The 25,419-nt window shown below is 71.5% G+C and carries 20 protein-coding genes and 1 pseudogene; 14 read left to right on the top strand and 7 right to left on the bottom strand.

Translation table 11 applies throughout. The annotated features are described in order from the left end of the window. The 8 genes from ACIRQP_RS37130 to ACIRQP_RS37095 form a co-directional block, all read left to right on the top strand. Window positions 1–3,935, top strand: a 3,935-nt coding sequence (locus ACIRQP_RS37130) for an SDR family NAD(P)-dependent oxidoreductase (protein WP_403898713.1), incomplete at its 5' end; no start/stop codon positions are given. Window positions 3,936–4,211: 276 nt separating this feature from the next. Further along, window positions 4,212–5,717, top strand: coding sequence for an MFS transporter (locus tag ACIRQP_RS37125; protein WP_403898710.1), 1,506 nt, complete (start codon window positions 4,212–4,214; stop codon window positions 5,715–5,717). A 370-nt stretch (window positions 5,718–6,087) separates the two neighbouring features. Then, a complete protein-coding gene (locus tag ACIRQP_RS37120) occupies window positions 6,088–7,908 on the top strand; it encodes an acyl-CoA dehydrogenase (RefSeq protein ID WP_403898707.1) in 1,821 nt (606 codons plus the stop codon). 31 nt (window positions 7,909–7,939) lie between these two features. Further along, the gene (locus ACIRQP_RS37115; protein WP_403898704.1) at window positions 7,940–8,791 is read left to right on the top strand and encodes a 4'-phosphopantetheinyl transferase family protein; all 852 of its coding nucleotides are present in this window, start codon (window positions 7,940–7,942) and stop codon (window positions 8,789–8,791) included. 314 nt (window positions 8,792–9,105) lie between these two features. Beyond that, complete coding sequence (locus ACIRQP_RS37110) at window positions 9,106–9,303, top strand: hypothetical protein (RefSeq protein ID WP_403898701.1); 198 nt, start codon at window positions 9,106–9,108, stop codon at window positions 9,301–9,303. Between the two features lie 143 nt (window positions 9,304–9,446). Then, window positions 9,447–11,555, top strand: a complete 2,109-nt coding sequence (locus ACIRQP_RS37105; protein ID WP_403898699.1) for a condensation domain-containing protein — start codon at window positions 9,447–9,449, stop codon at window positions 11,553–11,555. Between the two features lie 715 nt (window positions 11,556–12,270). Continuing rightward, on the top strand, window positions 12,271–12,858 hold the full coding sequence (locus ACIRQP_RS37100) for a TetR/AcrR family transcriptional regulator (RefSeq protein WP_403898696.1): 588 nt from the start codon (window positions 12,271–12,273) through the stop codon (window positions 12,856–12,858). A gap of 509 nt (window positions 12,859–13,367) precedes the next feature. Next, a complete protein-coding gene (locus ACIRQP_RS37095; RefSeq protein ID WP_403898694.1) occupies window positions 13,368–13,550 on the top strand; it encodes a DUF5302 domain-containing protein in 183 nt (60 codons plus the stop codon). Window positions 13,551–14,027: 477 nt separating this feature from the next. Here the strand turns inward: ACIRQP_RS37095 and ACIRQP_RS37090 are convergent, their stop codons facing one another. Further along, on the bottom strand, window positions 14,028–15,011 hold the full coding sequence (locus ACIRQP_RS37090; RefSeq protein WP_403898692.1) for an aldo/keto reductase: 984 nt from the start codon (window positions 15,009–15,011) through the stop codon (window positions 14,028–14,030). Continuing rightward, complete coding sequence (locus ACIRQP_RS37085; protein ID WP_403898690.1) at window positions 15,008–15,436, bottom strand: MerR family transcriptional regulator; 429 nt, start codon at window positions 15,434–15,436, stop codon at window positions 15,008–15,010. The genes ACIRQP_RS37090 and ACIRQP_RS37085 overlap by 4 nt, the downstream gene beginning before the upstream one ends. 233 nt (window positions 15,437–15,669) lie before the next feature. Here ACIRQP_RS37085 and tap point away from each other — a divergent pair, with 233 nt between their 5' ends. The 3 genes from tap to ACIRQP_RS37070 all read left to right on the top strand — a co-directional run bounded on the left by tap (window position 15,670) and on the right by ACIRQP_RS37070 (window position 19,692). Continuing rightward, complete coding sequence (gene tap, locus ACIRQP_RS37080; RefSeq protein ID WP_403898688.1) at window positions 15,670–17,859, top strand: telomere-associated protein Tap; 2,190 nt, start codon at window positions 15,670–15,672, stop codon at window positions 17,857–17,859. A gap of 3 nt (window positions 17,860–17,862) precedes the next feature. Beyond that, a complete protein-coding gene (tpg, locus tag ACIRQP_RS37075) occupies window positions 17,863–18,417 on the top strand; it encodes a telomere-protecting terminal protein Tpg (protein WP_403898686.1) in 555 nt (184 codons plus the stop codon). Window positions 18,418–18,765: 348 nt separating this feature from the next. Then, complete coding sequence (locus tag ACIRQP_RS37070) at window positions 18,766–19,692, top strand: RICIN domain-containing protein (RefSeq protein ID WP_403898683.1); 927 nt, start codon at window positions 18,766–18,768, stop codon at window positions 19,690–19,692. A gap of 184 nt (window positions 19,693–19,876) precedes the next feature. Here ACIRQP_RS37070 and ACIRQP_RS37065 read toward each other — a convergent pair whose 3' ends face one another. The 5 genes from ACIRQP_RS37065 to ACIRQP_RS37045 form a co-directional block, all read right to left on the bottom strand. Further along, complete coding sequence (locus ACIRQP_RS37065; protein ID WP_403898681.1) at window positions 19,877–21,130, bottom strand: RNA polymerase sigma factor; 1,254 nt, start codon at window positions 21,128–21,130, stop codon at window positions 19,877–19,879. Beyond that, window positions 21,127–21,339, bottom strand: a complete 213-nt coding sequence (locus ACIRQP_RS37060; RefSeq protein ID WP_403898678.1) for a YciI family protein — start codon at window positions 21,337–21,339, stop codon at window positions 21,127–21,129. The genes ACIRQP_RS37065 and ACIRQP_RS37060 overlap by 4 nt, the downstream gene beginning before the upstream one ends. A gap of 352 nt (window positions 21,340–21,691) precedes the next feature. Next, window positions 21,692–21,976, bottom strand: a complete 285-nt coding sequence (locus tag ACIRQP_RS37055; RefSeq protein ID WP_403898676.1) for a hypothetical protein — start codon at window positions 21,974–21,976, stop codon at window positions 21,692–21,694. Window positions 21,977–22,207: 231 nt separating this feature from the next. Beyond that, window positions 22,208–22,684: a carboxymuconolactone decarboxylase family protein gene (locus tag ACIRQP_RS37050; protein ID WP_403898673.1), complete on the bottom strand. Its 477-nt coding sequence runs from the start codon at window positions 22,682–22,684 to the stop codon at window positions 22,208–22,210. Between the two features lie 36 nt (window positions 22,685–22,720). Beyond that, on the bottom strand, window positions 22,721–23,206 hold the full coding sequence (locus ACIRQP_RS37045; RefSeq protein ID WP_403898670.1) for a carboxymuconolactone decarboxylase family protein: 486 nt from the start codon (window positions 23,204–23,206) through the stop codon (window positions 22,721–22,723). Window positions 23,207–23,457: 251 nt separating this feature from the next. Between ACIRQP_RS37045 and ACIRQP_RS37040 the strand changes: the two genes are divergently transcribed. The 3 genes and pseudogenes from ACIRQP_RS37040 (at window position 23,458) to ACIRQP_RS37030 (ending at window position 25,101) form a co-directional block, all read left to right on the top strand. Then, complete coding sequence (locus tag ACIRQP_RS37040; protein ID WP_403898667.1) at window positions 23,458–24,321, top strand: RNA polymerase sigma-70 factor; 864 nt, start codon at window positions 23,458–23,460, stop codon at window positions 24,319–24,321. Window positions 24,322–24,327: 6 nt separating this feature from the next. Further along, window positions 24,328–24,510 (top strand): annotated as a pseudogene (locus tag ACIRQP_RS37035) (site-specific integrase); the annotation flags it as partial. Between the two features lie 105 nt (window positions 24,511–24,615). Then, complete coding sequence (locus tag ACIRQP_RS37030) at window positions 24,616–25,101, top strand: site-specific integrase (RefSeq protein WP_403898664.1); 486 nt, start codon at window positions 24,616–24,618, stop codon at window positions 25,099–25,101. Window positions 25,102–25,419: the final 318 nt, after the last annotated feature.

The raw sequence follows: 25,419 nt of genomic DNA, 5'->3' as shown, positions 1-25,419 counted from the left end.
GCCAGGACATTGCCTGGGACCGAGTCCTGGACGGCGGGACACCCGTCGACCTGCCCACCTACGCCTTCCAACGCCGCCACTACTGGATCGAACCGGCCAGAAACGCCGGCCGCGACGCCCGGCACTCAGGGCTCGTATCGGCCGAACACCCGTGGCTCGCGGCCGTCACGGAGCTCGCCGACGGCGAGGGCCACCTGCTGTCCGGCCGTCTGTCGCTGACCGAACAGCCGTGGCTGCGGGACCACGCCGTGTTCGGCACCGTCCTCGTCCCCGGCACCGGACTGCTCGACCTCGCGCTCGCCGCCGCCCGAGCGGCCGGCTCGGCGCGTGTCGGTGAACTCACCCTCGCCCAGCCACTCGTCCTCGGTGAGAACGCCCCCGTACGGATCCAGGTGAAGGTCGGCGCGCCGGACGACCAAGGGCAGCGTCCGATCGGGATATACAGCCAGCCCGAGACCTCCCCGGAACCGGGCTCCTGGACGATGCACGCGACCGGCCAGCTCGCCGACGACACGCGAGAGGTCACCCCGGATCAGCAGGCCGACCTCCTGCGGTGGCCGGTGGCCGGCGCCGAGCCGCTCCCGGTCGACGGCTTCTACGAGACACTGGACGGCCAGGGACTGGAGTACGGCCCCGCCTTCCGCGGTCTGACCGCTCTCGCGCGCCGCGACGGTGTCGCGTACGGGCGGGTGGTGTTGCCCGAGCCGCAGCACAAGGACATCGAGGGCTTCGGGATCCACCCGGCACTGCTCGACGCGGCCCTGCACGTTCTCGCGGGCGTGGACACGGGCGAGCGGCCCGAGGACACGGTGCTGCTGCCGTTCGCCTGGACGGATGTGACCCTGCACGCGACGGGCGCCACCGAACTGCGCGTCCGCGTCGAACTGCACGAGTCCGCCGCGGGCGGCTCCGGCGGTCGTACCGTGACGGTGCTCGCCACCGACCCGGCCGGGAAGCCGGTCCTGTACGCGGCCGGGCTGGAGATCCAGCAAGCGAGCGCGGCGCAGCTGCGCGTCACCGGCCCGTCGGCTGCCGACCACCTCTACAGTGTCGACTTCCAGCCGGTGAACCTGCCCGATACCGCGGCGGCGGAGGCCGGAACGGTCGTGCTCGGCGTCGGCGGTCTGGTGGCCCCGGCCCTGGATGTCCCGCACTTCGCGGACTTCGACGCTCTGCTGGCCGCCGCCGGGGACCGTCCGCGCCGGATTGTCATCGACACGACCGGCACCACGGACGCCGGAGACCAGGGCACACAGGCGCGGTCCGGCACGCTCGACGCGCTCGGAGTACTGCGGGGGCTGCTGGCCGAGGAGAGCCTGGAGGGCGCCGAGCTCGTCTGGGTGACCCGGGACGCGCTCGCCGCCAGGCCGGAGGACGCCGTCGGCGCGCTTGCCGGCTCCCCGCTCTGGGGCCTGGTCCGGGCGGTGCGGGGCGAGCACCCGGACCGGACGTTGCGCCTCGTCGATCTGGCCGGCGCCGAGCCGGAACCGGGCGCGCTGCCCGGTCTGCTGGCGGGGGCGCTCGCCCTCGGCGGCGAGCCGGAGCTGGCGCTGCGCGGCACGAGCGGGTACGCGCCGCGTCTCGTCCGCACGTCGAACGAGCCGGCCAGGACCGGCGGCACCCTCAACCCGCCCGCCGCGGACGGGCCCTGGCATCTGGACATCCGTGAGAAGGGCAGCATCGACAGTCTCGAACTGGTCCCCGTGGACCGTTCGGAGCCGCTCGGCGACGGCGAGGTGCGGATCGCGGTGCGCGCCGCCGGAATGAACTTTCGTGATGTCCTCAACGCGCTCGGCATGGTCGCCACGCCCAAGCTGGGTCTTGAGTTCGCGGGTGTCGTCCTGGAGGCGGGCGCGGGTGTGACGCATGTGAGGCCCGGTGACCGGGTGATGGGTCTGGCACTCGGCGCGTTCGGTACGGAGGTGCGCGGCGACGCGCACCTGACGGTGAGGCTGCCCGACTCGCTGACCTTCGAGCAGGGTGCGACGATTCCGCTCGCCTTCCTCACCGCCTACTACGCGCTCACCGAGTTGGGCGATCTCAAGGCGGGGGAGAAGCTGCTCGTGCACGCGGCGGCGGGTGGTGTGGGCATGGCCGCCGTGCAGCTCGCCCACCACATGGGCGCCGTGGTGTACGGCACGGCCGGCCGGGCCAAGTGGCCGACGCTGCGCGGACTCGGACTGCCCGAGGAGCGGATCGCCTCCTCGCGCGACACGCTCTTCGAGGAGCGGTGGCTGACCGGCACCGGCGGCACGGGGGTGGACGTGGTGCTCAACTCGCTGGCCGGGGAGTTCACGGACGCCTCGCTGCGGCTGCTGCCGGGCGGCGGCCGGTTCCTGGAGATGGGCAAGACGGACATCCGCGATCCTCGCGAGGTCGCCGAGGCCCACCCGGGAGTGGTCTACAGCGCGTTCGACCTCCTGTCGCTGGAGCCGGCCCGTCTGCACCGGATGCTGACGGAGCTGTCCGGGCTGCTCGGGCAAGGCACGATCGAGCCACTGCCGTATCTCTCGTACGACGTGCGTGAGGCGCCCGCCGCGTTCCGTTACATGGCGTCGGGGCGGCACACCGGCAAGATCGTGCTCACGACCCCGCGTGCGCTCGACCCGCACGGCACAGTGCTGGTCAGCGGCGGTACGGGGGAGCTGGGCCGGCAGGTCGCCCGCCATCTGGTCGCCGGACACGGCGTACGCCACCTGGTCCTGACGTCCCGTCAGGGACCGGCGGCGCCGGGCTCCGCGGAGCTGGTGACGGAGCTCGAGGCGGCGGGCGCCGCCTCTGTGCGCCTCGTGGCCTGCGACATCTCCAGCCGCGAGGAGGCCGCCGAGGCCGTGGCCGAGGCCGGCCGCGAGCATCCGCTGACCGGCGTGGTGCACCTCGCCGCCGTGATCGACGACGGAGTCGTGGGCAACCAGACACCGGAGCGGTTCGAGCGGGTACTGGCCCCCAAGCTGACGGGTGCCTGGCACCTGCACGAGCTGACCCGGGACATGGACCTGGCGGCCTTCGTGCTCTTCTCGTCCGTGGCCGGCACGTTCGGCTCACCCGGCCAGGGCAATTACGGTGCGGCCAATGCCTTCCTGGACGCCCTTGCCGTCCATCGGCACAAGCGGGGACTGGCCGCGACCAGCCTCGCCTGGGGCCTGTGGGCACAGGGCGGGGCGGGCATGACCGCACAGCTCGGTGACGCCGAGGTCGCCCGCATGCGCCGTCAGGGCGCCCAGGCGATGACCGTGACAGAGGGCCTGGGGCTCCTCGACGCGGCACTGCGCCGGCCCGAGCCGTACCTGGTGCCGGTCAAGCTGGACCTTGGCCGGCTCCAGCGGTCGGGTGAGGAACAGCTGCTGCCCGCGCTGCTGCGAGTGCTGGTGCGGCCGAAGCCGAAGCGGGCCGGCCAGTCCGTCGAGCAGGCCTCCGCGTTCCGCGACCGGCTGGCCGCGCTGCCCGACGAGGAACGGATCGTCTCGCTGCGCAAGTTCGTCCAGCAGGAGGTCACCGCGGTGCTGGGACTGTCCGGCACCGGAGACGTACCGCTGGACAAACCCATGCGGGAGTTCGGCTGGGACTCGCTGATGGCGGTCGAGCTGAAGAACCGCATCGCCAAGTACACGCAGGTCGCCGTGGGGAGCACCCTGGCGTTCGACTATCCGACGCCACGGGCCATCGCCGACTTCCTGCACGGGCGGCTGTCCTTCGAGGAGTCCGCACACGAGGGGACACCGCCCCAGGACCCGGCGCTGGCCGCCCAGTGGGCGCTGGCCCGCGTCACCCCCGATCAACTGCGGCAGAGCGGGCTGCTCGACAGGCTGCTGGAACTCGCGCGCCCCGAACAGGCCCCGTCCCCGAGCGACACCGTCGTGGCACTGCAGACGGCCGGGGAACTGACGGCCGAGGAGATGGACAAGGCGCTCGACGCCGTACTGGGAGCGCTGTGACGAGACGCTCCGTGACCTGTCCAACGGCCGCGCACAGCGATGCGGTGACACTCAAGCGTCAATCGAGCGCCGGTCGCGAAGATGACGAAGGAACCGCTGCCCGGGCGGCCGGGGACGACCATGCCGCCTCCGGCCGAGGCCGGACGCGGCATCCGCCGGGCGTTCGCGCTTCGCGGTACGAGCCCGGCGTGCTTCACCGGTATCAGGCGTCACGACCGTCCAGCCGATCCGCACCGGGATCGCCTCCTCCCCACCCCCCGCACAGGAGATGATCAAGTGACAGAGACATCTCAGCCCCCGCGTGGCCGCTGGGTGGCACTGGGGGTACTGGGCATCGCGTCCTTCCTCGACGGACTCGATGCGAACATCGTCACCGTGGCGCTGCCCAGCATCCAGCGGGACATGGACATCGGATTCACCACCGCGCAGTGGACCATGGCCGGTTACGCCCTGGCCTTCTCCATGTTCCTGATCACTGGTGGGCGGCTGGGCGACATCCTCGGAGCCAAGCGGGTCTTCCTGACGGGGGTCGCCCTGTTCACCGTGGCCTCTGTCCTGTGCGGGCTGGCGGTTTCGCCGGCGATGCTGGTGGCGGGGAGGTTTGCTCAGGGACTGATGGCCGCCCTGATGCTGCCCCAGGTCATGGCCATCATCGTCAGGACTTTCGACCGCAAGGAGTGGGCCCTGGCGGCCGGCCTGGTGGGCGCTCTGCTCAGCGTCGGCAGCATCGGCGGGCCGTTGCTGGGCGGTCTGCTCTCCGACCTCGATCTGATGGGTCTCGGGTGGCGCACCGTCTTCTTCATCAACGTACCCATCGGAATCCTCGCCCTGCTCATCGGCTCCAGGACACTGCCCTCCTTCCGGGCCGGTGAGCGTCCCCGGCTGGATCTGCCGGGCGTGCTGCTGCTGACGGCGGCGTCGCTCGGGCTGATGTTCCCGCTCGTCCAGGGCAGGGAACAGGGCTGGCCGGCCTGGATGTTCGTGCTCATGGCCGCCGCCGTGCCGCTGCTGATCGTGTTCGTCGTCCACCAGCGCAGGCGGCAGGCGCTGGACGGATCCGCCCTGGTGCCGCCCGCGCTGTTCCGCCAACGTTCCTTCTCGGCCGGCCTCGTGGTGACGCTGCTCGCCTTCACCGGGGTCTCCTCGTTCTCCTTCGTACTGACGTATCACCTCCAGTTCGGCCTGGGCTGGTCGGCGCTGGACACGGCCCTCGCCCTCGCCGCCTGGCCGCTCGGCGTCGTCCTGACGTTCCAGTTCGGCTGGCGCTTCGGGCCCACTCACGGACGTCTGTTCGTCGCCGGGGGAGCGATCCTCATGGCCCTCGGTGTGCTGGCCACGATCGGGGCCGTGCACGCCAAGGGGGCGGAACTGACCTGGCCGTACGTAGCGGCCACGGCGCTCCTCATGGGACTGGGGATGGGGCTGAGCACGCCGATCCTCGCCACGTCCGTCCTGGGAGACCTCCCCGCCGAGGACGCCGGCACGGGATCCGGAGTGGTCAACGCCACGACGCAGTTCGGCTCCGCCGTCGGTATCGCGGTCGTCGGAGCGGTCTTCTTCGGGCTCGTCGGCACGGACACCACGGGATCCACCGCAGTCCGGGCGGCCGACTTCAGCTCCGGCGTCGCCCTGACCCTCTGGTACAACGTCGCCGCGTTCCTGCTGACCGCCGCCCTCGCCCCCCTGCTGCCCCCGAGCAGGCCGGCGGCCGCCGGGGCCGACTCCGCCCGCAACGAGAACAACGAGGCCGTCGTCGAGCGTCTCGTCCCCGACGTGGCATAGGGCGCATCCCAATTCCCGCGACCGGTGGAAAGCCCGCCGGACACGGCTGTCGCTCCCGGGCCGGCCAAGGCGATGAACGGCCCGGCCGGACAGACACGCTGCTTTGCCGCAAGACCGGTGACACCGGGCGATCCCGCTTGCCCGGGGAAAGATCCCGGGCTGCCGCGAACCTCCGGAACGGAGGCTCGCGGCAGCCTTCTTCGTTCCGGCACGAAAACCCGCTGAAGGCGTCCTGGGATTCCGCCCGGAAGCGGCTCGGCCGACACTCGCGAATACCACGGAAGTACCCGCGGAAGCCGGCAGACGCCATCGCCGCGGACGGCGTGTCCAGTATTTCTCCACCGGAACCCGACCGCTCGCCCTCAAAGTCGTGCGTACGGGCGCCAGACGCGCCGCGCATCCCGCGACGATGGAGCTGATCCCCGCCGCCATGACCCTCACCACCGAGAGCACCGGGACGACGGCCACCGCTCGCAGCCGGTGGGAGGCCGAAGCCCAGCAGCGCGCCGCCCGGCTCGAGGCCCTGCTCGGCGACCCGCTGGAACCCGCCAACCCGCATGGACTGCGGGCCCTGTTCGCTGCCGACGACCGGCGTACGCCGCCTGCCGAGACCGAGAGCCTGCTCGTCGAGGAGGGCCTGGGCGCCGAGTTCGTGCCGGCCGAGTACGGTGGCCGGCTCATCCGGGCCGATCTGCTCGCACGCGTCCTGCGCCCCGTCTTCCGCCGTGACGTCGCTCTCGGCTTCGGCTCCGGCATCACCTCGCTGTTCGCCGCCGGCGCCGTCTGGGCGGCCGGCGCGCCCGGACAGCGCCGGCACGTCGCCGACCTCCTGCTCGGCGGCGGCCGGGCGACGATCCTCCACCACGAACTGGCCCACGCCAACGCGCTCCTGCGGGACGAGTTCACCGCCCGCACCATGCCCGACGGCGGCTACCTGCTGGACGGCCGCAAGGACGTGATCACCAACGCCTCGCGTGCTCACGCCCAGGTCGTCTACGCCCGCACCGATCCGGACCGCGGACCGCGCAGCCACTCGGTGCTGCTGCTCGACCCCGGACAGCAGGAGGCCCCGGCCGTACGGCACCTGCCGCGCGTCACCACCCCCGGCATGCGGGGAGCGCTCTTCTCCGGGCTGGAGTTCACCGACTACGCCGTCCCCGGCGAGGCCCTCGTCGGCACGACGGGAGGAGGCGTCGCCCTCGCCCTGCGCACGTCACAGGTCAACCACGGCCTGATCTGCGGCGTGGTGACCGCGGCTGCCGAGACCGTCCTGCGCTCCGCCGTACGGGCCGCGACCACCGGCCGTAGCGCTCCCGTCGCGCGTCGCTGGCACAAGCCCCTGACCGGTGTCTTCGCCGACATCCTGGCCTGCGACAGCATGGCCACCGTCGTCCTGCGCGCGCTGAGCCTGCTGCCCGACCGGGCCCATCTCTTCGCTGCCGCCGTCAAGTACGTGGTGCCCGACCTGCTGCGCGAGAACCTGGAGGAGCTCGCCACCGTCCTCGGCGCACGCGGCTACGAGCACGACAACCCGCGGTACGGCGCACTCGACAAGCTGATGCGGGACCTTCCGGTCGCCGGACTCGGCCACGCCGGGACCGCCTCCTGCCAGGCCGTGATCGTCCCGCAGCTGCGCGGCCTCGCCGAACGCTCCTGGTTCGCCGAGGAGGATCCGCCGCCCGCACTGTTCCGGCAGGGAGGCGAACTCCCCGTCCTGGACTACCGGTCGCTGGGCATCGCGGGCGGCGGGGACTTCATGGCGGCCTCCCTCGTCGGCTCCGCCGCCCGGCTCGCCGCGTCCCGGGGCGCCGGCGGCCGGCTCCCCGCTCTCGCCGAGCTGGCCGGGGGGTTCGTCACCGAACTGCGCGCGCTGCGCGAGGAGTGCCGCCGGCTGCCCGCGTACGGCACCACGGCGCTCACCGACCCCGCCGTGTGCGTACTGAGCGACCGCTACAGCCTGATCGTCGCCGCCGCCGCGGTGCTCGGCGTGTGGGAAAGCCAGGACGGCACCGACCCTTTCCTCGCCGAGCCGGCCTGGGCCGTGCTCGCCCTGTCCCGGTTCGGCGAGCGGCTCGGCATCCCGGTCCCCGATCTGCCCGATGGCTGTCTGGAACACGTACTGGACGAACTGGTCCGCCGTTACAGGACAGGCCGCAGCTGCGACCTGGACGCCGTCCCCCTCTCGCGGTGAGGCAGGCAGTGACACAGGGCAGGAACGACCATTGACGCGGACAGAGCCGACGACCGGCAACGGCAGCGGCGCGGAGCGCATCACCGAGCCCCTCCACGTCAGCGGCCCCGACGGGCCGTGGGACCTGGTACGCGAGGGAATGGACCTGCGCGGCAACGCCGTGGTGCACACCACCTGGGGGGAGTGGCTCACCGGAGCCGTCGCCGATCCCTCGCTGCGCCCGCTGCTCGGCCGGGACTGGCAGCGCTACCGCCAGACCTCCGATCCCGCGGTCCGCTACCGCTTCGTCGCCTCCCGGCTGGCCACCAAGTGCACGGCCGCGGCCGTGCTGGGTGTGAGACCCGCCGATCTCGACCTCGCGTACAAGATAGGCGGACGGCCCTACCTGCGGGGCTTCGGCCAGATAGACGTGAGCCTCACCCACACCGACGACCTGATCGCCGTCGGCATCAGCCGCAACGGCAGGATCGGGGTCGACGCCGAACCCACCGACCGGCACATGCCGTTCGAACTCTTCCAGCGCCATGTGTGCACACCCGCCGAGCACGCGGATCTCGCGGCGCGGCCCGAGGCGGAGCGGACGGCCGGACTGCTGAGACTGTGGACCCTGAAGGAGGCCTACACCAAAGCGCTCGGCCAGGGACTGCGGCTCGGCTTCACCGAGTTCGGCTTCGACGCCGGATCGGGCGGACTGCTCGCGCCCGACGGCACCCCCGCCATGCGGGGCGAATGGTCCTTCACGACCCGCCGCGTACTGGGCCGCTATCTGGTCAGCGTGGCCTGCCACGACTCCGGACTGGACACCTCACGCGACACCGCCGCACGGACCATGCTCGACGAGGGATTCATGGGGACCATCGCCGGACTGCTCGGCCCCGGCTGACGCCCTCCCCGCCCAGGGCCCGGCCGTTGACGCATCCGGCGCCGCGGGCGGGCCGCCGACTTGCCCGGCAGGGCCCCGCGGTGGCCGTCCGGCCGTCCCGCGGACGCAGGTCACCGGCGGCGCGGCAGAACCCGGCCGGCCGGATGAGGGATCCACGGGAGCCGACGCCTGACCGGTCCGCCGCGGCCGCCACTTCAGAGCGGTTCGCACATCCGTCCAGAGCCGCTGCAGAAACCGGATCCCGCCCCCCACGCGCGGCTATCGTGCCGGACGGAAGCGGAAACCGACGAGGACGCGAGGACGAGGAGGCTGCCGTGAGAGAACGAGACCTCCCGGCGCTCGCGGCACGCCGCGCCACCCTTCAGATGCTTCCCGGCGGCATGCCACTCGCCGCCGGGCGCGCGGCCGCGGCGTCCCCCTCACGGCCACGGGGACATCTGCTCGGCGAACCGCGCCATCGCGCGCACGCGGTGATCCACGCGGCCGGAACGACGCCGCGTGGACCCCGCTGAGACCGCTCCGTGCCGCCCCGCGCCCGGCCGGAATCTCCCGGCCGACGCCGTGCCGGCGCCGGATCCGGCCCGTACAGGCCGGCCTCGCACACTCGTTCCGTACCCGCAGAGAGGGGAGGGAGGGGGCGCGCCCCGCACACGCCATGACCGCCAGTCACTCCTCGCACACGTCTCCTGACGAGCCGATGACCGTCGTCGTCGACCCCGGAGAACCCCCCTACGACACCCCGGCCGTCCTGGAACTGCGAGGCGCCATGGACACCGGCCGTCTCGAAGCCGCTCTGGACCGGATCGCCGCGCGCCTGCCGGACGGCCCGCGCTGGCAGCACCGGATCACGTACCACGGGCCGGGCCACCACACCGTGCGGCTCACCACCGGCACCCCCGGCGACGTCCCGGTGGGTCTGCTGGCCGACCTGCTCACCGACCTGCTCCCGGTCGGCACCGTCATACGCACGCTCACACCGAGCCCGCTCCAGCGCGAGCTGATGGCCGACGCCGACGCCCACCCGGGCACCGGCCGCCACGTCGAACAGCTCACCTGGGTGTGGCACGGGCCGCTCGACCCCGAACGCTTCACGGCGGCCTGGCAGGCCCTCTTCGACCGGGAGAGCGTGCTGCGCGCCGCCTTCGCCGACAGCCCCGAGCCCCGGATCGTCCTGCACGACCACGTCGAGGCGGACGTCGTGCGGCTGCCGCACGGCACCGACGACTGGGCCGCACTCGTCGAACGCGACCGGCGACGCGGCCTGGACCCGCGCCGGCCCGGTCCGCTGCGCGTGACCGTCCTGGGCGGCGGGCCTGCCGGGTCCGTAACCGCTCCGCCCACGCGGGTACTGCTCACCTACCACCACGCCCTGCTCGACGACTTCAGCGCCCGCCTGCTTCTGCGGGGGTTCTGCCGTGCCTATCTGGCCGACGGCAGGCTGCCGGGCGGCGAACGGCGCCCCGACCTGGGCGACCACGCGCACTGGATCGCGGGCCAGGACACCGCTGCGGCAAGGGAGTTCTGGTCATGGGCCGCGCCGCCGCCCGACGCGGCACACTCGCCCCTGCCGGCGGCTGAGGCCACCGCCACCACCGCCGTTCTCGCTCCGGGCGGCACGGGAGCCGTAACCGGCCGTGCCCGGCTGCGGCTCACCGCCGCCCAGACAGCGCGACTCAGCGCCTGGGCGGCAACCTGGGGCAGCACCGAGAGCGGTGCGCTCCAGGCCGCCTGGGCGCTGCTGCTGTACCGGGCGACCGGGTCCGCCGACGCGGAAGCGGTCCGCTTCAGCGTGGCTCTGTCCGGGCGCGGCATCCTGATGGAGGGGGCGGAGCGCCTGCCCGGCGCCCTGCGCAACCCGCTGCCCATGTCCGTCGTCGTCGACCCCCGCTCCAGCGTGCCGCGGCTGCTCACCGCGCTGCGTGACCGGCTGCTGGACATGGCGGCCTACGAATGGGTCTCGGCGGGCCAGATCCGCGCCTGGACCGAGGCCCCGGACCGGCCGCCCGGCCCGCCGGGCAGCCTTGTCGTCTTCGAGAGCCGGCCGAGGCTGCTGGAGGGCGTGGTGACGGAACTCGCCGCTCAGGGAGTCCGCGTGGCTCTCCCGGAGACCCGCGGGGCCCGGACGGCGTTCCCCGTCACCCTCGTCGCCCATCACCATGATGACGGCGGGCTGGTCGTGAACGTCTCCTACGACCGTGCCCGGTTCACCGGCGTCACCGATGTTCTGGGGCACCTCGGACGGCTGATGCGGGAACTCCCGCGTGTCGCGGACGAGTCGACGAGCATCGCCGGAGTACTGGAGCTCATGGCCGACGGCGACGCCGCCCATGCGGACTCCGCCCGCGACGCCGGCGCCCGCGCGGACACCGACGCCACCCAGGAGGAGGGGGTGTTCCCGGTCATCACCCTGCGCCCCGCCCGCGACAGCGGCGCCGGTATCGTCTGCTTGCTCCCGTCACACCACAACCCCCGCCGCTGCTACGACCTGCTCGCCCGCTCGTACCGAGGGCCGGAGGCACTCGTGCTGCTGGGCTCCCTCCCCCGGGATCCCCGCGCCATGTACACCGCCCTCCGGCCCCTGGCCGACGTGGGCGGGCACCTCGTGCTCGCCGGTTTCTCCGGCTGCGGAGAAACCGCGTACGAGACCGCCCGGCTCATCATGGCGGCCGGCGGCCGGCCACCGCTCCTGGTACTCGCCGCCGCCTCGACCGACGCCGACGACTTCGCACGGCTGCTCGAAGCCGCGGCCCGACGCACCGGATGACCGCCGGCCGGTCGCGGCTGAACGGCCTTCTCCGAGCGGCCTTCCGGGGTGCGCCGGTCCGCGTCGTCACCGCCACCCGCGCCGCGAGACCGCGGGATGCGGCGCGGACGGGTCCTGCGCGCGGGAGGCCGACGGCTCCGAGCCATCGGGGATACAGGTTCGGGGGTCGTTGAGCGCCGACGCGCGGAGGGCGGCGAGCCATGTGCGGCGTCAGCCAGATGGTGAACGGTGCCGCGCAAGAGGTGCGCAGACCGCCGCCGGCCCGCCGGCGACGGGGGCCGGCGGATGCCACGGATGCCGCGGATGGAACGGCGTCCTTCCGGACGACGCGCCTGGCGTGCGACGCGTACGCCGACGCCGGCCATCAGCGGCATGTGCCGTGGCGCCATGCGCCCGTGCGGACCCGTCGGCCGAAGAAGACCTCACCCGGGGTGGGTTGCTCACCGCGGCCGATACAGGGTCCGTCGCGGGCCCCGCCGGGGTCACCGTCGGGTGCCGGGCTTGGGAAGCGGCCGGGGACGGGGGACGGAACGGGGCTTCGGCGGCTGGATGCCGCGGCCGCCACGCTTGAACTCGGTGAACGCGCCGGAACGGCGCCCAGTCGCTGTACGGGCTCGCATGTTGACTCCCATCTGTCGCTGCGATGTACTCTGGTGCAGTGCTTTGAATGTAGTGCTTCACCTGAAGTGGTGTCAATGTCTGTGGAGGTTCTCCCGTGCGACAGAATCCGGCCCGCCGCACCGCGCTGCTCGACGCGGCCATCGAAGTCCTCGCCCGCGAGGGCTCACGCGGACTGACGCTGCGCGCCGTCGATGCCGAGGCCCAGGTGCCCGTGGGCACCTCCTCCAACTACTTCTTCAACCGCGCCGAACTGCTGCGGCAGATCATGCGGCGCACGCGCGAGCGTCTGACGCCGGATCCCGCCGCGCTCGCCGCGACCATGGCCGCCACGCCCTCCCCGGAGCTGGTGGCACTCCTGCTGCGCCAGGTCCATCAGCGCATGGACGCGGACCGCAGCAGCTACCTCGCCATGCTGGAACTGCGGCTGGAAGGCACCCGCCGCCCCGAACTCGGCGCCGACCTCAACAAGATCCTCAGCGCGGAGCTGGAGGACAATGTCCGTTTCCACCAGGACGCGGGCCTGCCCGGCGACCGCGTCACCATCATTCTGATGTACCTCGCGGTGCACGGAATGATCGTGGACGATCTCACCGTGCCCGACGTCCTCTCCGGTTCGGCGGGCGAACTGATCGACGAACTGTCCGGACGCCTCCTCGGCAACAGCGCACGAGACACTCCATAGCGGCGCTTGAGGCGGCGCGGCCGGGCCGGGAGTCCCGCGCGTCGCGGGCATGACGGGTCGCACACCGGGCGTACGTGTCCATGACCCATGCCGGAGCCACCGGATCGGGGCTCCCCCTCGCGTTTCCGATGTCCCTTTCTCGTTGACGGTGGCCTTCGTCCGCGGCCCGGCGCCGGGCCGCACCAGGTCACCGCTCCACCGGCCGGGCCCCGGCGGGGTGCGTTCACCGGAGGACCTCTGGCAGCTGGTCGACGAGAGCCGGGACGCCATCGGACCGTTTCCCCGCCGACCGAGGCCGGGACACCGGCCGGCTCTACGACCACGGCCCGGCCGACCCGGCCGCCGACCCTCTCGTGGGCGGGTTCGTGCACGACCCCGGAGTTCGACGCCGACTTCTTCGGCATCCCGGACCGGGAAGCGCAGGCTCCTTTCCGTCCGAAACCCGGCCTCGCCCGATCCGTTATTTTGCGTCAGGCTGGTTCCGACGCCCGACAACTAAGGAGATACATATGACGGAGACACCGGCGAACAACGCCGACGAGGGGTCGGCCCGCGACAAATTCCGTGAGGCGCTCGAACGCAAGAACAACACGCCCCAGTCCCAACACGCCCACGAAGAGGGCCGTATGAAGGTCAAGGGCATGAGCGGTCCGGCGGGCAAGAAGCGGTACATCCGGCGGAAGACCGGCTGACCGGCCGATACGGAAAGCCCCTTTTCCACGCCTGATGGCATGACAATTCCCGGGGCGGGATCACGGAACCCCGAATTATTTCCCGAAACCCGCTCCAAGAACACTGGAGGCCGAGTCCGAACCCGCTTCAATTTCACTTGAATCCCGCTTGAATCCCGCTTGAGGAGACCATGCGGGAATCAGGGAGGCGGCCGGCCCGGACACACCGGGATGCCCCGCACGCACCTGCCGCGGACCGCTCAGCGCTCCGTACCGCCGGGGTCCGGCGCCGCGCGGCTCCAGGACGTGCGGGTCTTCCCCGGCGGCCGGCAGCGGCGGGCCGCCGGGGAAGAAAGCGCGGATCGGGCTCGGCCGCGCATGATCCGCCACCGCCGTCCCGGCCGGCGGACAGCAGGACGCCCCCGGCGAACTCCACCACCGGCTCCTCGCCGGCATCCTGCAGATCGCCGCCGAAGTCCTGCTCCGTTCCGGGTGGGGTCAGCGGTTGGTGGCGGCCAGTCCTGCCTCGGTGTCGCGGGCTCCGGTGACCGCGTGGGCGGGCACCGCTTCGTTGAGCGTGCGCAGTTCGGCGGGGGTGAGGTCGATGGCGTCGGCGGCGGCGTTCTCCTCCAGGTAGCTGCGCCGCTTGGTTCCGGGGATCGGGACCGCGCCCTGGGCCGCGACCCACGCGAGGGCGATCTGGCCGGCCGTCGCTCCCCGGGCGGTGGCCAGGTCCTTGACCTTGTCGACCAGGACGAGGTTCGCGGCGATGTTCTCGGCGGAGAACCGGGGGAGGGTTCTCCGGGCGTCGCCCCGTTCGAGGTCGTCGACGCCGCGGATGGCCCCGGTCAGGAATCCGCGGCCTATCGGGGAGAACGCCACCAGGCCGATGCCCAGCTCGTCGAGCGTGGCTTTGATGCCATTGGTGAGCAGGTCCTGGCTGAACAGGGACAGTTCGGACTGCACGGCCGTGAGGGGGTGGACGGCGTGCGCGCGCCGGATCGTCCGGGCGGACGCCTCCGACAGGCCGAGGTGGCGGACCTTGCCGGCCTGCACCAGCTCGGACATGGCGCCGACCGTCTCCTCGATCGGGACGGCCGGGTCGACCCGGTGGAGGTAGTAGAGGTCGATGACGTCGGTGCCCAGATGACGCAGTGAGCGTTCGGCGGCACGTCGCACGTAGGCCGGGCTGCCGTTCAGCCCGTGCGGAGTGCCGTCGTCGTCGAACTCGGTGACGAACTTGGTGGCGAGGGTGACCTCGTCACGGCGGCTCCCGAGCGCGCGGGCGATGAGCTTCTCGTTCTCGAAGGGCCCGTACGCCTCGGCGGTGTCGATCAGGGTGACACCGAGATCCACGGCCCGGTTCAGTGTCGCGACCGATTGGGTCTCGTCGGCGCTGCCGTAGTAGGCGCTCATGCCCATCGCGCCGAAACCCTGCGCGGATACGGTAAGTCCCTGGTTGCCCAGAGTGACGGCTCTCATTGCTCTCGCTCCTTGCCTGTGGGGGTGCTGGTCTCCCGGTAGGCGGCGATCTTGCGATCGATGGCCGCCAGGTGGGTGCGGGTCTGCTCCATCTGTGCGATGACGCGCTCGCGGTGCTGCTCCAGGATCTGCATGCGCTCGGCCTCGGTGCCGGGATGCCGGGCCAGCTCGGTATAGCGTCTGATCCCGCTGATCTGCATGCCGGTGCCGCGCAGCATGACCAGACCGGCCAGCCACCGGATATCGTGCGCGCCGTAGCGGCGTTGTCCGGAAGCGTTGCGCGGAGCCGGGGACAGCGTCAGTCCTTCTCGCTCGTAGTAGCGCAGCGTGTCGATACTCAGCCCGCAGGCCGCCGCGGCCTCGCCGATGGACAGCCCCTCGTCCGGTACCTCGACCGGGACCTCCGGGACGATCAGCTCGTTCATGAGTCCCAGCGTGCCCCCTGGAGCGCGCTCCAGGTCAAATACCGCATATGCCCGACTCGAAGATGTGACGTATCGACGACACCGCCGGGGCCGCCGCAGGCGCCATCACCCACGACCTCCCCGGGTCCGTCCCCAAGCGAGAAAGTACGCGAAAAGATCTGACGGAGAACTCGGAAAGTAAGGTTCGCCGGGTGGCCGGGGGTAGGGTCGATGCGTGATCGGGGAGGTCTTCCATGTCCGAGCTGTTCGATGCCGTCGATGCCCTCATCGCGGGTCACGCTCCTTTGCCGCCTCCGGGGGAGCGCGAACGGCTGCGCAAGGCACACGGCCTGACCCAGGAACAGGTCGCCTCCGCGCTGGACGTGCGTCGCGCGACCGTGGTGAGTTGGGAGAACGGCAGGACGGAACCGCGCCCGCCGCAGCGCGAGGCCTACGCCCGGCTGCTGAACAAGCTCGCCGAGCTGTACCCCCCCGCCCCCGCACCGGACCCGGTGAAGTCAGGGCCCGGCACCACCCCCGGTACTGCGCTCCCGCCGACAGCCGAGCCCGCCTCCCGCACCGTACCCGGCCCGGCACCTGCCCCGACGGCCGCCACCTGCGACCCCGTCACCGCTGTGCGCCCCGCGGCGACCGCTGCTCTGTCCCGTCCCACGAGCACGGCGGGTCCGTCCCCGACGTCGCGTCGCCCGGCCGGGAGGAAGACCACGGCGAAGCCGGCCGCGCCGCCCGCCGCCGTGGATCCGCGGTTCGAGAACGGGCCGCTCGCCGTCATCGATGCCGAGGACGGGCAGGTGTCGGCGTACTGCGTCGGCGGCCTGGTCCTGGACGTACCCGCCAAGTCCCTCCCGGCCCTGGTCGGCTGGGCTCTCACCGAGTCGCGGCTCGGTGCGCCCCGGCTCCATGTCAACGGACGCGACGCCGATCCGCTGATCGTGCTCACCGAGTCCGCGTGCGAGCGGTACGGGCTGCCGGTACGGCTGAGTGACGAGGAGCGCCTGTCCGGCCGGCTGCCGGAGGGGCACACGGTCCACAAGCGGCTGACGCGGGCGGACTGGCAGCTCACGAAGCGGGGCTTCGGGCCGTGGGCGAGGATCTACCGGCCGGCACAAGGCGCCCGGCGCGCGTGCGTCCAGCTGTGTATCCCCTCGTGGAACGCGCTCGACACCCGGCACTGGGGCAACGCCGCCCTGCTGCCGCCGGCCGAACTCGCCCGCCTGCTGGGCACCTACGCCACCCGCGTCGTGACTCCCTGCGGCTCCACCGCCGTGACCGGCCTGGAGCTGATGACATCACTGCACCCGCCCACGCGGGCGAGCGAGCCGGACGCGACGGGTACACGCCACAGCGAGCACAACCCCGGCTCCCTCGGTAAGCAGCCGGTGGAGTGCGCGCCGTGCGAGGCGCCGGACGGGCACCCGCTCCTCGCCCGCCTGCCGCGCTTCCATCAGCGCACCCCGGCCGAGATGCTGGCCGAGGAGGCGTACGACTGGGCCCGCCCGCTCACCGATGACGAGTGCCTCCAGCGCTACCTGGTGGGCATCGACGTCAACATGGCCTTCGCCGCGGGTGCGAACGGCGCGATCGTCGGCCTCGGCGCCCCGGCACACGTCCAGCGCCCCGCATTCGACCCGAAGCTGCCCGGCTCCTGGCGGGTCGACCTCTCCCACATCGAGCTCGACCCGCGCCTGCCGTCACCGTTCACGCCTCGCGGCAACCGGCCCGAGGGCCCGGCCTGGTACGCGACGCCGACGGTGGCGTACGCGGTGGAGCTCGGCTACGACGTCGTACCGGCCGAGGCATACGTCCGGTACGAGAACGGCCGCTTCCTGGACGGCTGGTACCAGCGGCTGCGCGACGCGTACGTCGCGACGATGGCCGACCTCGGCGTCACCACCGACCTCGCCCCGGCCGACTTCCTGACGGCGATGGACGGCTGCCGGCAGCGCGACCCGCACCTGGCGATCGTCCTGTCGGCGGTGAAGGCGACGGTGAAGGGCGGTATCGGCAAGCTCCGCGAGCGCCCCCGCGGCGGCGGCTGGCGCCCCGGCGAGCCCTGGCCCGCCCTCAAACGCCCGACCTGGCGCCCCGACATCCGCGCCGCCGTCATCTCCAGGACCCGGGTCAACATGCACCGCAAAATGCTCAAACACGCCGCCGCCACAGGCCAGTTCCCCGTCGCGGTCCTCTCCGACTGCGCGGTGTACACGGCCGACGGACCGTCCCCGCTGGACTTCCTGCCCTACAGCGGCGGCAAGCCCCTGCCGGGCGGCTTCCGCCTCGGCGTGAGCCCGGGGATGGTCAAGCACGAGGGCACCCAGACCACCCTGTGGGCCGAAGGCGTACGCGAGGAGCACGGAGACGAACTCAACCTCGCCCGCTACATCAAGGACGGCCGCATCACCGCCGAGGACAACGGGGAGTAGCCGATGAGCATGTTCGCAGACGGCCTCGACAAAGCCGTCCAACGCGCCTTCACCCGCCCCATCCCCAAAACAGCCGGCGCCAGGATGCGCTACCTCGTCAAACAGCTCAAAGGCACCCGCGCGGTCGCCGGACTGCTCGGAGTCTCCCAGCGCACCGTCGAGCGGTATGTGAAGGAACAGATCAGAAAACCCCGCAAGGACCTCGCAACCCGCCTGGAGCGCGAGGTGGCCAAGCGCTGGCAGCCGCAGATCAGGGCGAAGGCCAAGCAGACGGCGGCCACCAGCGGCGGCATCGTCATCGACACCCGCGCCCGCTTCGGCTACACCGCCGCCCCCGGCAGCACCGACGACGCCCGCCTCCGACACCTCACCGTCGCTCTCCCACCCGCCTACGCCGCCCGCCTCTTCACCGCCCAGGAACAAGGCGCCCCCGACCAGCAGTTGCGGCAGATCGCCGCCGAAGCACTCCAGGAGATCTACTTCAAGGACGGCGGCCGCCGCGCCGCCGGGCTTCTCGTCGAGTACACCGACCTGGAGCACATCGAGTTCGACCTGTAGGTCCCCGAACAGCCGTGAGGACACACCCGAACCCGCATATGACCGAGCGTTCCAGGCCCCGTCCGGTCCTAAGGGCTGGTCCCGGCGGAAGAGGCCGGCCGAGAGTAACGCTGTTCACCTCCACGGACGTTGACGCATGATGTGACGCTCCTCCGACAGGTACGCCGTGTCCGCGCGGCGCGCGGTGCCCGGTCGTGCTTGGCCCGAGCACTCCTGGCTTCGCCCTTTCCTGCACAGAAGCATGCTGTCCGGACTGGTCAGGACCTTGTCCGGATCGCGCCCCGGACAGCCGGGCATGGCGGAATCCGCCGTTGCCCCTCCGGCCGAAGCCGCAGCAAGATGACGTTCATGGGGAACGCGGGGAAGCTGTCGCCATACGAAGCCCGGGACGCTGCCGGTTTCATCGAGTCGATGCAGCAGCTCAAGGAGCGTTCAGGGCTGACATATCGCGAACTGGAGGAGCAGGCTGCCCGAAACGGCGACGTGCTGGCACGCAGCACGCTGGCCGACATCCTCAAACGAACGAACCTGCCGCGCCCCGAACTACTGGCCGCGTTCGTCCGCGCCTGCGGGGACACGCAGCGGGTCGACGCCTGGCTGGACGCCAGAGACCGAATCGCCGCGCACCTCGCCGCCGTACCCGCCACAACGCCCAACCCCGAAGCCGAGACGCGGCCTCGGACCGATGAAGGCACGGGCCCGCGGCCCCGCCGACTCACGGGCCGCACCATCGCGCTCGCCACCGCGCTCATGGTCCCGCTACTCGCCCTGGCCGCGTGGTGGCTTCTCTCCGACGACTCCGGTGATCCGGGCGCACAGGCTGCTCCTGCCGGCGGCTGGGTAACGGTCCGCCCCGCCCGCACGCCCGACCTCTGCCTGACCGACGGACGCGATCGCGACGGCGCCTACGCCAGCGCCGTCGCCGTCCAACTCCCCTGCGCCCAGGCCACCGTGCCGCGCACCTACCTCGAACCGGCCGGCGAGGGTCTCTACCGCATCCAGTGGCACCACCCCCAGGAAGGGAAAGGATGCCTGACGGTCATGACCGCCGGCCCGGTCAAGGACATGCTCGAACCCCGGAACGACTGTGCCCGGGCCACCCTCTTCCGCCTGGAACCCACCGCCACTGACAGCGCCGGGGGTTTCCGGCTTCGCCCGGCCCACGGCAGCCGGTGCGTCGGCATCACCGACAACGACACCGCCGAAGGGGCCGAGGCCGTCCAGGAACCATGTACCGGCGCGGCCGACCAGCGATTCCTCATCCGGACGGGCTGATCGCCCTCACCCACGCCGGCTGCGCACCGGACGACGGTGCGACCTCCATGCCGGCGGGACGAACGGCGGCGGTGCTCCGCTCGCGGATACACCCCGTGGCGCTCGTCACGCGAAGCTACCTGTCGCTTCACGCGGCTTCGGGTGCGCGGGGCCGCGACGCCGGGCCGGGGCGGCGCGGGAAGGGTCAGCCGGAGGCGGGGCGTGGTGCCAGTCGGGCGGCGGCGGTTTCCAGGTAGCGGCGCTCGGTCGGGCTGGTGGTGCCGTGGGCGGCGCGGTGGTAGTACTCCCGGGCAGCCGGGTGGTCGCCGGCCATCTTCAGCAGGTGTGCGCGGACCGCGTGCAGCCGGTGGTGGTCGGTGATCCTGTCGTCCGCGGCCAGTTCGTCCAGCAGGGCCAGGCCGGCCCGCGGTCCGTCGATCATGGCTACCACCACCGCCCGGTTCAGGCTGGCCATCGGGTTCGGCGAGATCCGCTCCAGGATCTTGTACAGCGTGTTGATCTGACGCCAGTCGGTCTCGCCGGTGCTGGGCGCCTCGTCGTGCAACGCGGCGATGGCGGCCTGCAACTGGTAGGGGCCGAGTGTCCGGGTCATCGCGTCGGTGACCAGAGCGACGCCCTCGGCGATGCGACCGCGGTCCCAGCGCGAGCGGTCCTGCTCGTCGAGCGGGATCAGCTCGCCGTGCGGGCCGGTGCGGGCGGCCCGGCGGGCGTCGGTGAGCAGCATCAGGGCCAGCAGGCCGGCCACCGCGCCGTCGTCCGGCAGCAGCCGGTGCAGCAGGCGGGTCAGCCGGATCGCCTCGGCGGCCAGGTCGTCGCGCCGCAGCCGGTCGCCGGAGCTGGCGGTGTAGCCCTCGTTGAAGATCACGTACAGCACGTGCAGCACGACCCGCAGTCGCTCCGCCCGGTCCTGCCCGACCGGCATGGTGAACTCGCTGCCGGCGGCCCTGATCCGCTGCTTGGCCCGGCTGATCCGGGCCGCCATGGTCGATTCCGGCACGAAGTAGGCGCGGGCGATCTCCACGGTCGTCAGGCCGCCGACCGCACGCAGCGTCAGCGCGACCTGCGAGGCCGGGCTCAGCGCCGGGTGGCAGCACAGGAACAGCAGGGTCAGCGTGTCGTCCCGGTGGACCGGGGTGTCCTCGCCCGGGCCGGGCGAGGACAGATCCGGTTCCAGGGCGGCCACCTCGTCCTCGCGCCGGCGCCGGGCCTGTTCGCTGCGAATCCGGTCGACCAGGCGGCGGCCGGCGACCGTGGTCAGCCAGCCTCGCGGATTGTCGGGGACGCCCTCGGCCGGCCAGTGTGTCGCCGCGGCGAGCAGCGCCTCCTGCACGGCGTCCTCGCTCAGGTCGAACTGCCCGTACCGGCGCACCAGCGCGCCGAGAGCCTGCGGCGCCAGCGCGCGCAGCAGGCCCTCGACGGTGGCGCGGTCGGCGCTCACGCGGACGGGCCGCCGGAGAAGATCACCTGGCGGACCTCGATGCCCAGGCCGTTGAACCGGGCGTCCGGGATCATCGCGGCCAGCTCCAGCGCGCGGTCCCTGCTCACGACGTCGACCAGGTAGTAGCCGCCCAGGAACTCCTTGGCCTCCAGGTAGGGGCCGTCGGTGACGACCGGCCGCCGTTTCCGCTCCGCTCCGTTGAGGGGCACGGTGTCGGTCGGTGGGTCAACGGATCGGCAGTGCAGGGTTGGACAGCATGGACGACACTGTGATGCCGCAGTCGCTTGTGGAGATCCTGCTCGATGCCCGGTACGAGATCGATACCGATCCCGACTATTGGCGTTGATGACGATCTCAGAGGGGAAGCCGACCCTGTCGACTCGTGACGCGGGGGTGCCGGGTTCGCTGACGACTGTCCGCCGCCCCCCTGCAGAACGCGCCGCTCCAACGCGCCGCTTCTGCGAGAACTTCCGCGACGTGCGACCCGGCTGATGCAACCGCAGCGGCCCCGCCCGCTCGACAGCACTCATCCGGTCGTGGCGCCGGGAGCCCTGTCTGGTGCTACATGCTCAGGTCCGCGATCAGGGCGAGTACAGGCGCGTCGTCGTATGACAGCGTGATGCCGTACAGGGACAGCAGCCGTGCCAGCTCCGTCCGGATGCGCCGGTCCTCCACGGTGGGGTCGTCGTAGCGGAACAATTCGAGTACGTAGGGGTCCGCCCCCGGCTTCCGGGAATGGAACGCGTCCCGGACGGGGGCGAGTTCGTCCGGCTGTTCGCGCAGCCGGCCTCTCCCGGCGGTGCCGGGTGAGCGCCAGCTTCCGGGGGCCGGCTCCAGACGCCGCACGAGCCAGCCGGAGCCCGTCTGACAGATCCGCGTGTCGTCGAAGGCGAACGCCGACGGCCTGACCCTGGGGCAAGCACGAACACGGTTCGGATCTCTCCATCGCGAACACTGCGGCTAGTGCCGCGGATCGCATCCCACCAGCTCTACTGCCGACCACGTAATGCATGGTGTCGGCGTGGGCCGTGGACGTGTACAACACGCCACGACCCACACCGATCTTGCTGAATCTGGTTATCCGGCATGGGTGGGCTGGTAGTCGCCGCCGCGCTGCCGGTTGATGACGGCAAAGCGGTTGGTGGCGTTGATGAGGGCGATGAACGCGACCAGGGCGGTGAGCTGATCCTCGTCGTAGTGCTCAGCGGCGTTCGCCCAGGCTTCGTCGGTGACACCGCCAGCGCCGTCGGCGATGCGGGTGCCCTGCTCGGTCAGCTCCAGGACGGCGCGCTCGGCGGCGGTGAACACAGTTGCCTCGCGCCAGGCGGCGACCAGGTTGAGGCGGGTGGCGGTCTCACCGGCGTGCGCGGCGTTTTTGCCGTGGACGTCGGTGGCGTAGCCGTCGCCGTTGATCTGGCTCGCGCGGAGCATCACCAGGTTCTGGGTCGCGGTCGGCACCGTCGACTCCTTGATGAGTACTGGGGCCGCTGCGCCGTAGTGGCCCAGGGCCTTGGCGACGACCGGGCTGCCGAAGAGGTTCAAACGGGGTTCCATAATGCACTCCTTGTGTGGTGACGGTTTGAATGTCGATCAGTTCGCCATGCTGGCGAACTGGCCGGGCTGGTAGGAACCTCCCGGCAGGCGCACGATGACGTTGAGCCGGTTGGTCGCGTTGATCATGGCGATCAGGGAGACCAGCGCGGCGATCTGGTCGCCGTCGTAGTGCTTGCGGACCTGGGCCCAGGTCTCGTCCGACACGCCGTGGTGGGCGTCGGCGATCCGGGTGCCCTCCTCGGCGAGCGCCAGCGCGGCACGCTCGGCGTCGGTGAACACGGTGGATTCGCGCCAGGCGGCGACCAGATTGATCCGGACCGCGGCTTCGCCGGCCACCGCGGCGTCCTTGGTGTGGTAGTCGACGCAGAAGCCGCAGCCGTTGATCTGACTGGCGCGCAGCATCACCAGATCTTGGGTGGCCTTGGGCAGCGGCGATTTCTCGATCAGCACGGCGACGTTGTAGACACGCTTGGCGATCTTGGCGCCGAGCTCGTTGGTCATCAGGTCGAAACGGGGTTCCATGACGTGGTCCTCACTCGTTGGCGTGCCGCGGCTCGTTCGCGTGGCGTTGACGAACACGAGATGCCGACGGCCCGATCCGCGTGACAGCGCGGCACCGTGACGTACGCCACCGATCACGGGTGTCACAACACGGCGGCGACCGGCATCTTGTACGCGTGACACGATCGGGAACCAACAGGCAGGAGCCGGCCATAAACGACCACAGCGAGACGACGACGGACACACCCGCGCCGCCCGTTCGTGGCGGCCGCATGGATTCGGCCACCGAGGCTTTCGTCGCCCACCGCAATCTGCTGTTCACCGTTGCCTACGAGATGCTCGGCTCGGCCGCCGACGCCGAAGACGTCCTTCAGGAGACCTGGCTGCGGTGGGTGGGCGTCGATCTCGAGACGGTGCGGGAATCGCGTGCGTACCTGGTCAGGATCACCACCCGGCAGGCGCTGGGCCGGTTGCGTACGCTCGGCCGGCGCAAGGAGTCCTACGTCGGCCCCTGGTTGCCCGAGCCGCTGCTGACCGCGCCCGATGTGGCCGAGGACGTCGAGTTGGCCGACAGTGTCTCGATGGCGATGCTGATGGTGCTCGAGACGCTCGCGCCGACCGAGCGAGCGGTGTTCGTGCTGCGCGAGGTGTTCGATCTGGCCTATGACGAGATCGCCGAGGCGGTCGACAAGAGCCCGGCGGCGGTTCGTCAGATCGCGCACCGGGCGCGGGCTCACGTCGCGGCGCGCCGGCCGCGCGGGGTCGTTTCGGCGGCCGAGACCCGAGACGCGCTCGAGGCGTTCCAGCGGGCGGTCAATACAGGTGACATGCAGGGCCTGCTCGACATCCTCGCGCCGGACGTCGTCCTGCTGACCGACGGTGGCGGCGTCAAGCAGGCCGCGCTGGCGCCCATTGCGGGGGCCGGCACGGTGGCCGACGTGCTGCGCGGGATCGCCGACGCGGTGCTGCAGCCGGCACAGGTCAACGGCTGCCCGGCACTGATCGTCCGGCTCAACGGCGAGCTCGACAACGTCATCGCGGTGCGCATCGACGACGGCCTCATCACCGGCCTCTACGCCGTACGCAACCCCGAAAAGCTGTCGTATATCGAGCGAGAGACCACCCTGCACCGCTGAGCACCTCGATGCCGGAGGCCGGCCGTCACCCACCGGAAGCCCGGCCCCGGCAAGGTCGTCAGCCCGCGCGACGTCTGCCCGGACACCGGGTTCGCCCGCTTGTCGTACGGGCAGGCCCGTGCGCTGTTGGACGAGCACACGGCCGTGCGTGGGCCCGGGACGGGCTGGTACCTGCACGAGTACCGCCATTTTGTCTCTGCTTGGTTTCCGTGTGGTGATTGACTCCGACTGAGCAGTTGACCAGGGTGTTTGGGCTTTGCGCTCGGTTGTGTGGTGTTTCTACTGTCAGCGCTCATGATCCTGAACTTCTTCTCGTCTCGGGGCTGGCAGTCCTGGGACATCGAGCATCGGCCGTTGATTCCCGAGGGGATGCCCGTGCTCACCGACGACGACCTGTGCTTCGAGGACGGCCCAGCTGCGCCGCGTCCGGCGGCGGTGGTGAACCGGTGGCTGCGTGAGCTCCCGGCCAGCGGGGCGCCGGCGCCGAGCTCGTGGGAGAACTACGCACGGGCGGTCAAGGAGTGGATGGAGTTCCTGGCCGAGCATGGGGTGGGGCTGTTCGACTCACGGGAGCGCTTGAAGGCGGGGCTGAGCCGGTACGCCGAGCACCGGGCGGCGGGTCCGCTGAAGGCCCGGTTCGCGGCGACGACGTGGGGCCGGCACATGAGCATCCTGTCGTTGATCTACCGGTGGGCGATGGTGGGGTGGTGGGTACGCAGGACGGCGCCTTCGTGGATCTTCGCCGCGGTCTTCGGATCCTTCAGCCAGGTGACCTGGTAGGCCAGTCGGACATGATGTCGGCGCCGAGGTCGCGGTCGCCGGAGGCGTGTGCGCTGTGCAGGGCTCCGTGCCAAGAAGCGGGACCCAGCAGCGGGGTACTACACGTGGGAGGTCGTGGAAGAGTTCCCGTTCGCGTAAGAAGCTGACGCTGTCGGGGATCTTGAAATCCGGAGATCCATCATGATGGACATGCCGAGTGGGCGGTCCAAGCGGTGCGGACACCGTCGCTGAGGCAGTCGCCTCCTGGCAAGCGGCGGTGCCTTGGCGGTGGCGTCACGAGGATCACGGATCCCGGGTCCAGTCGGTGCCACGTCCTCG

Source organism: Streptomyces sp. NPDC102274, assembly GCF_044766385.1.
Lineage (GTDB): Bacteria > Actinomycetota > Actinomycetes > Streptomycetales > Streptomycetaceae > Streptomyces.
Note: the sequence above shows the minus strand (reverse complement) of the source record. Positions and strands in the feature narration are given on the sequence as shown.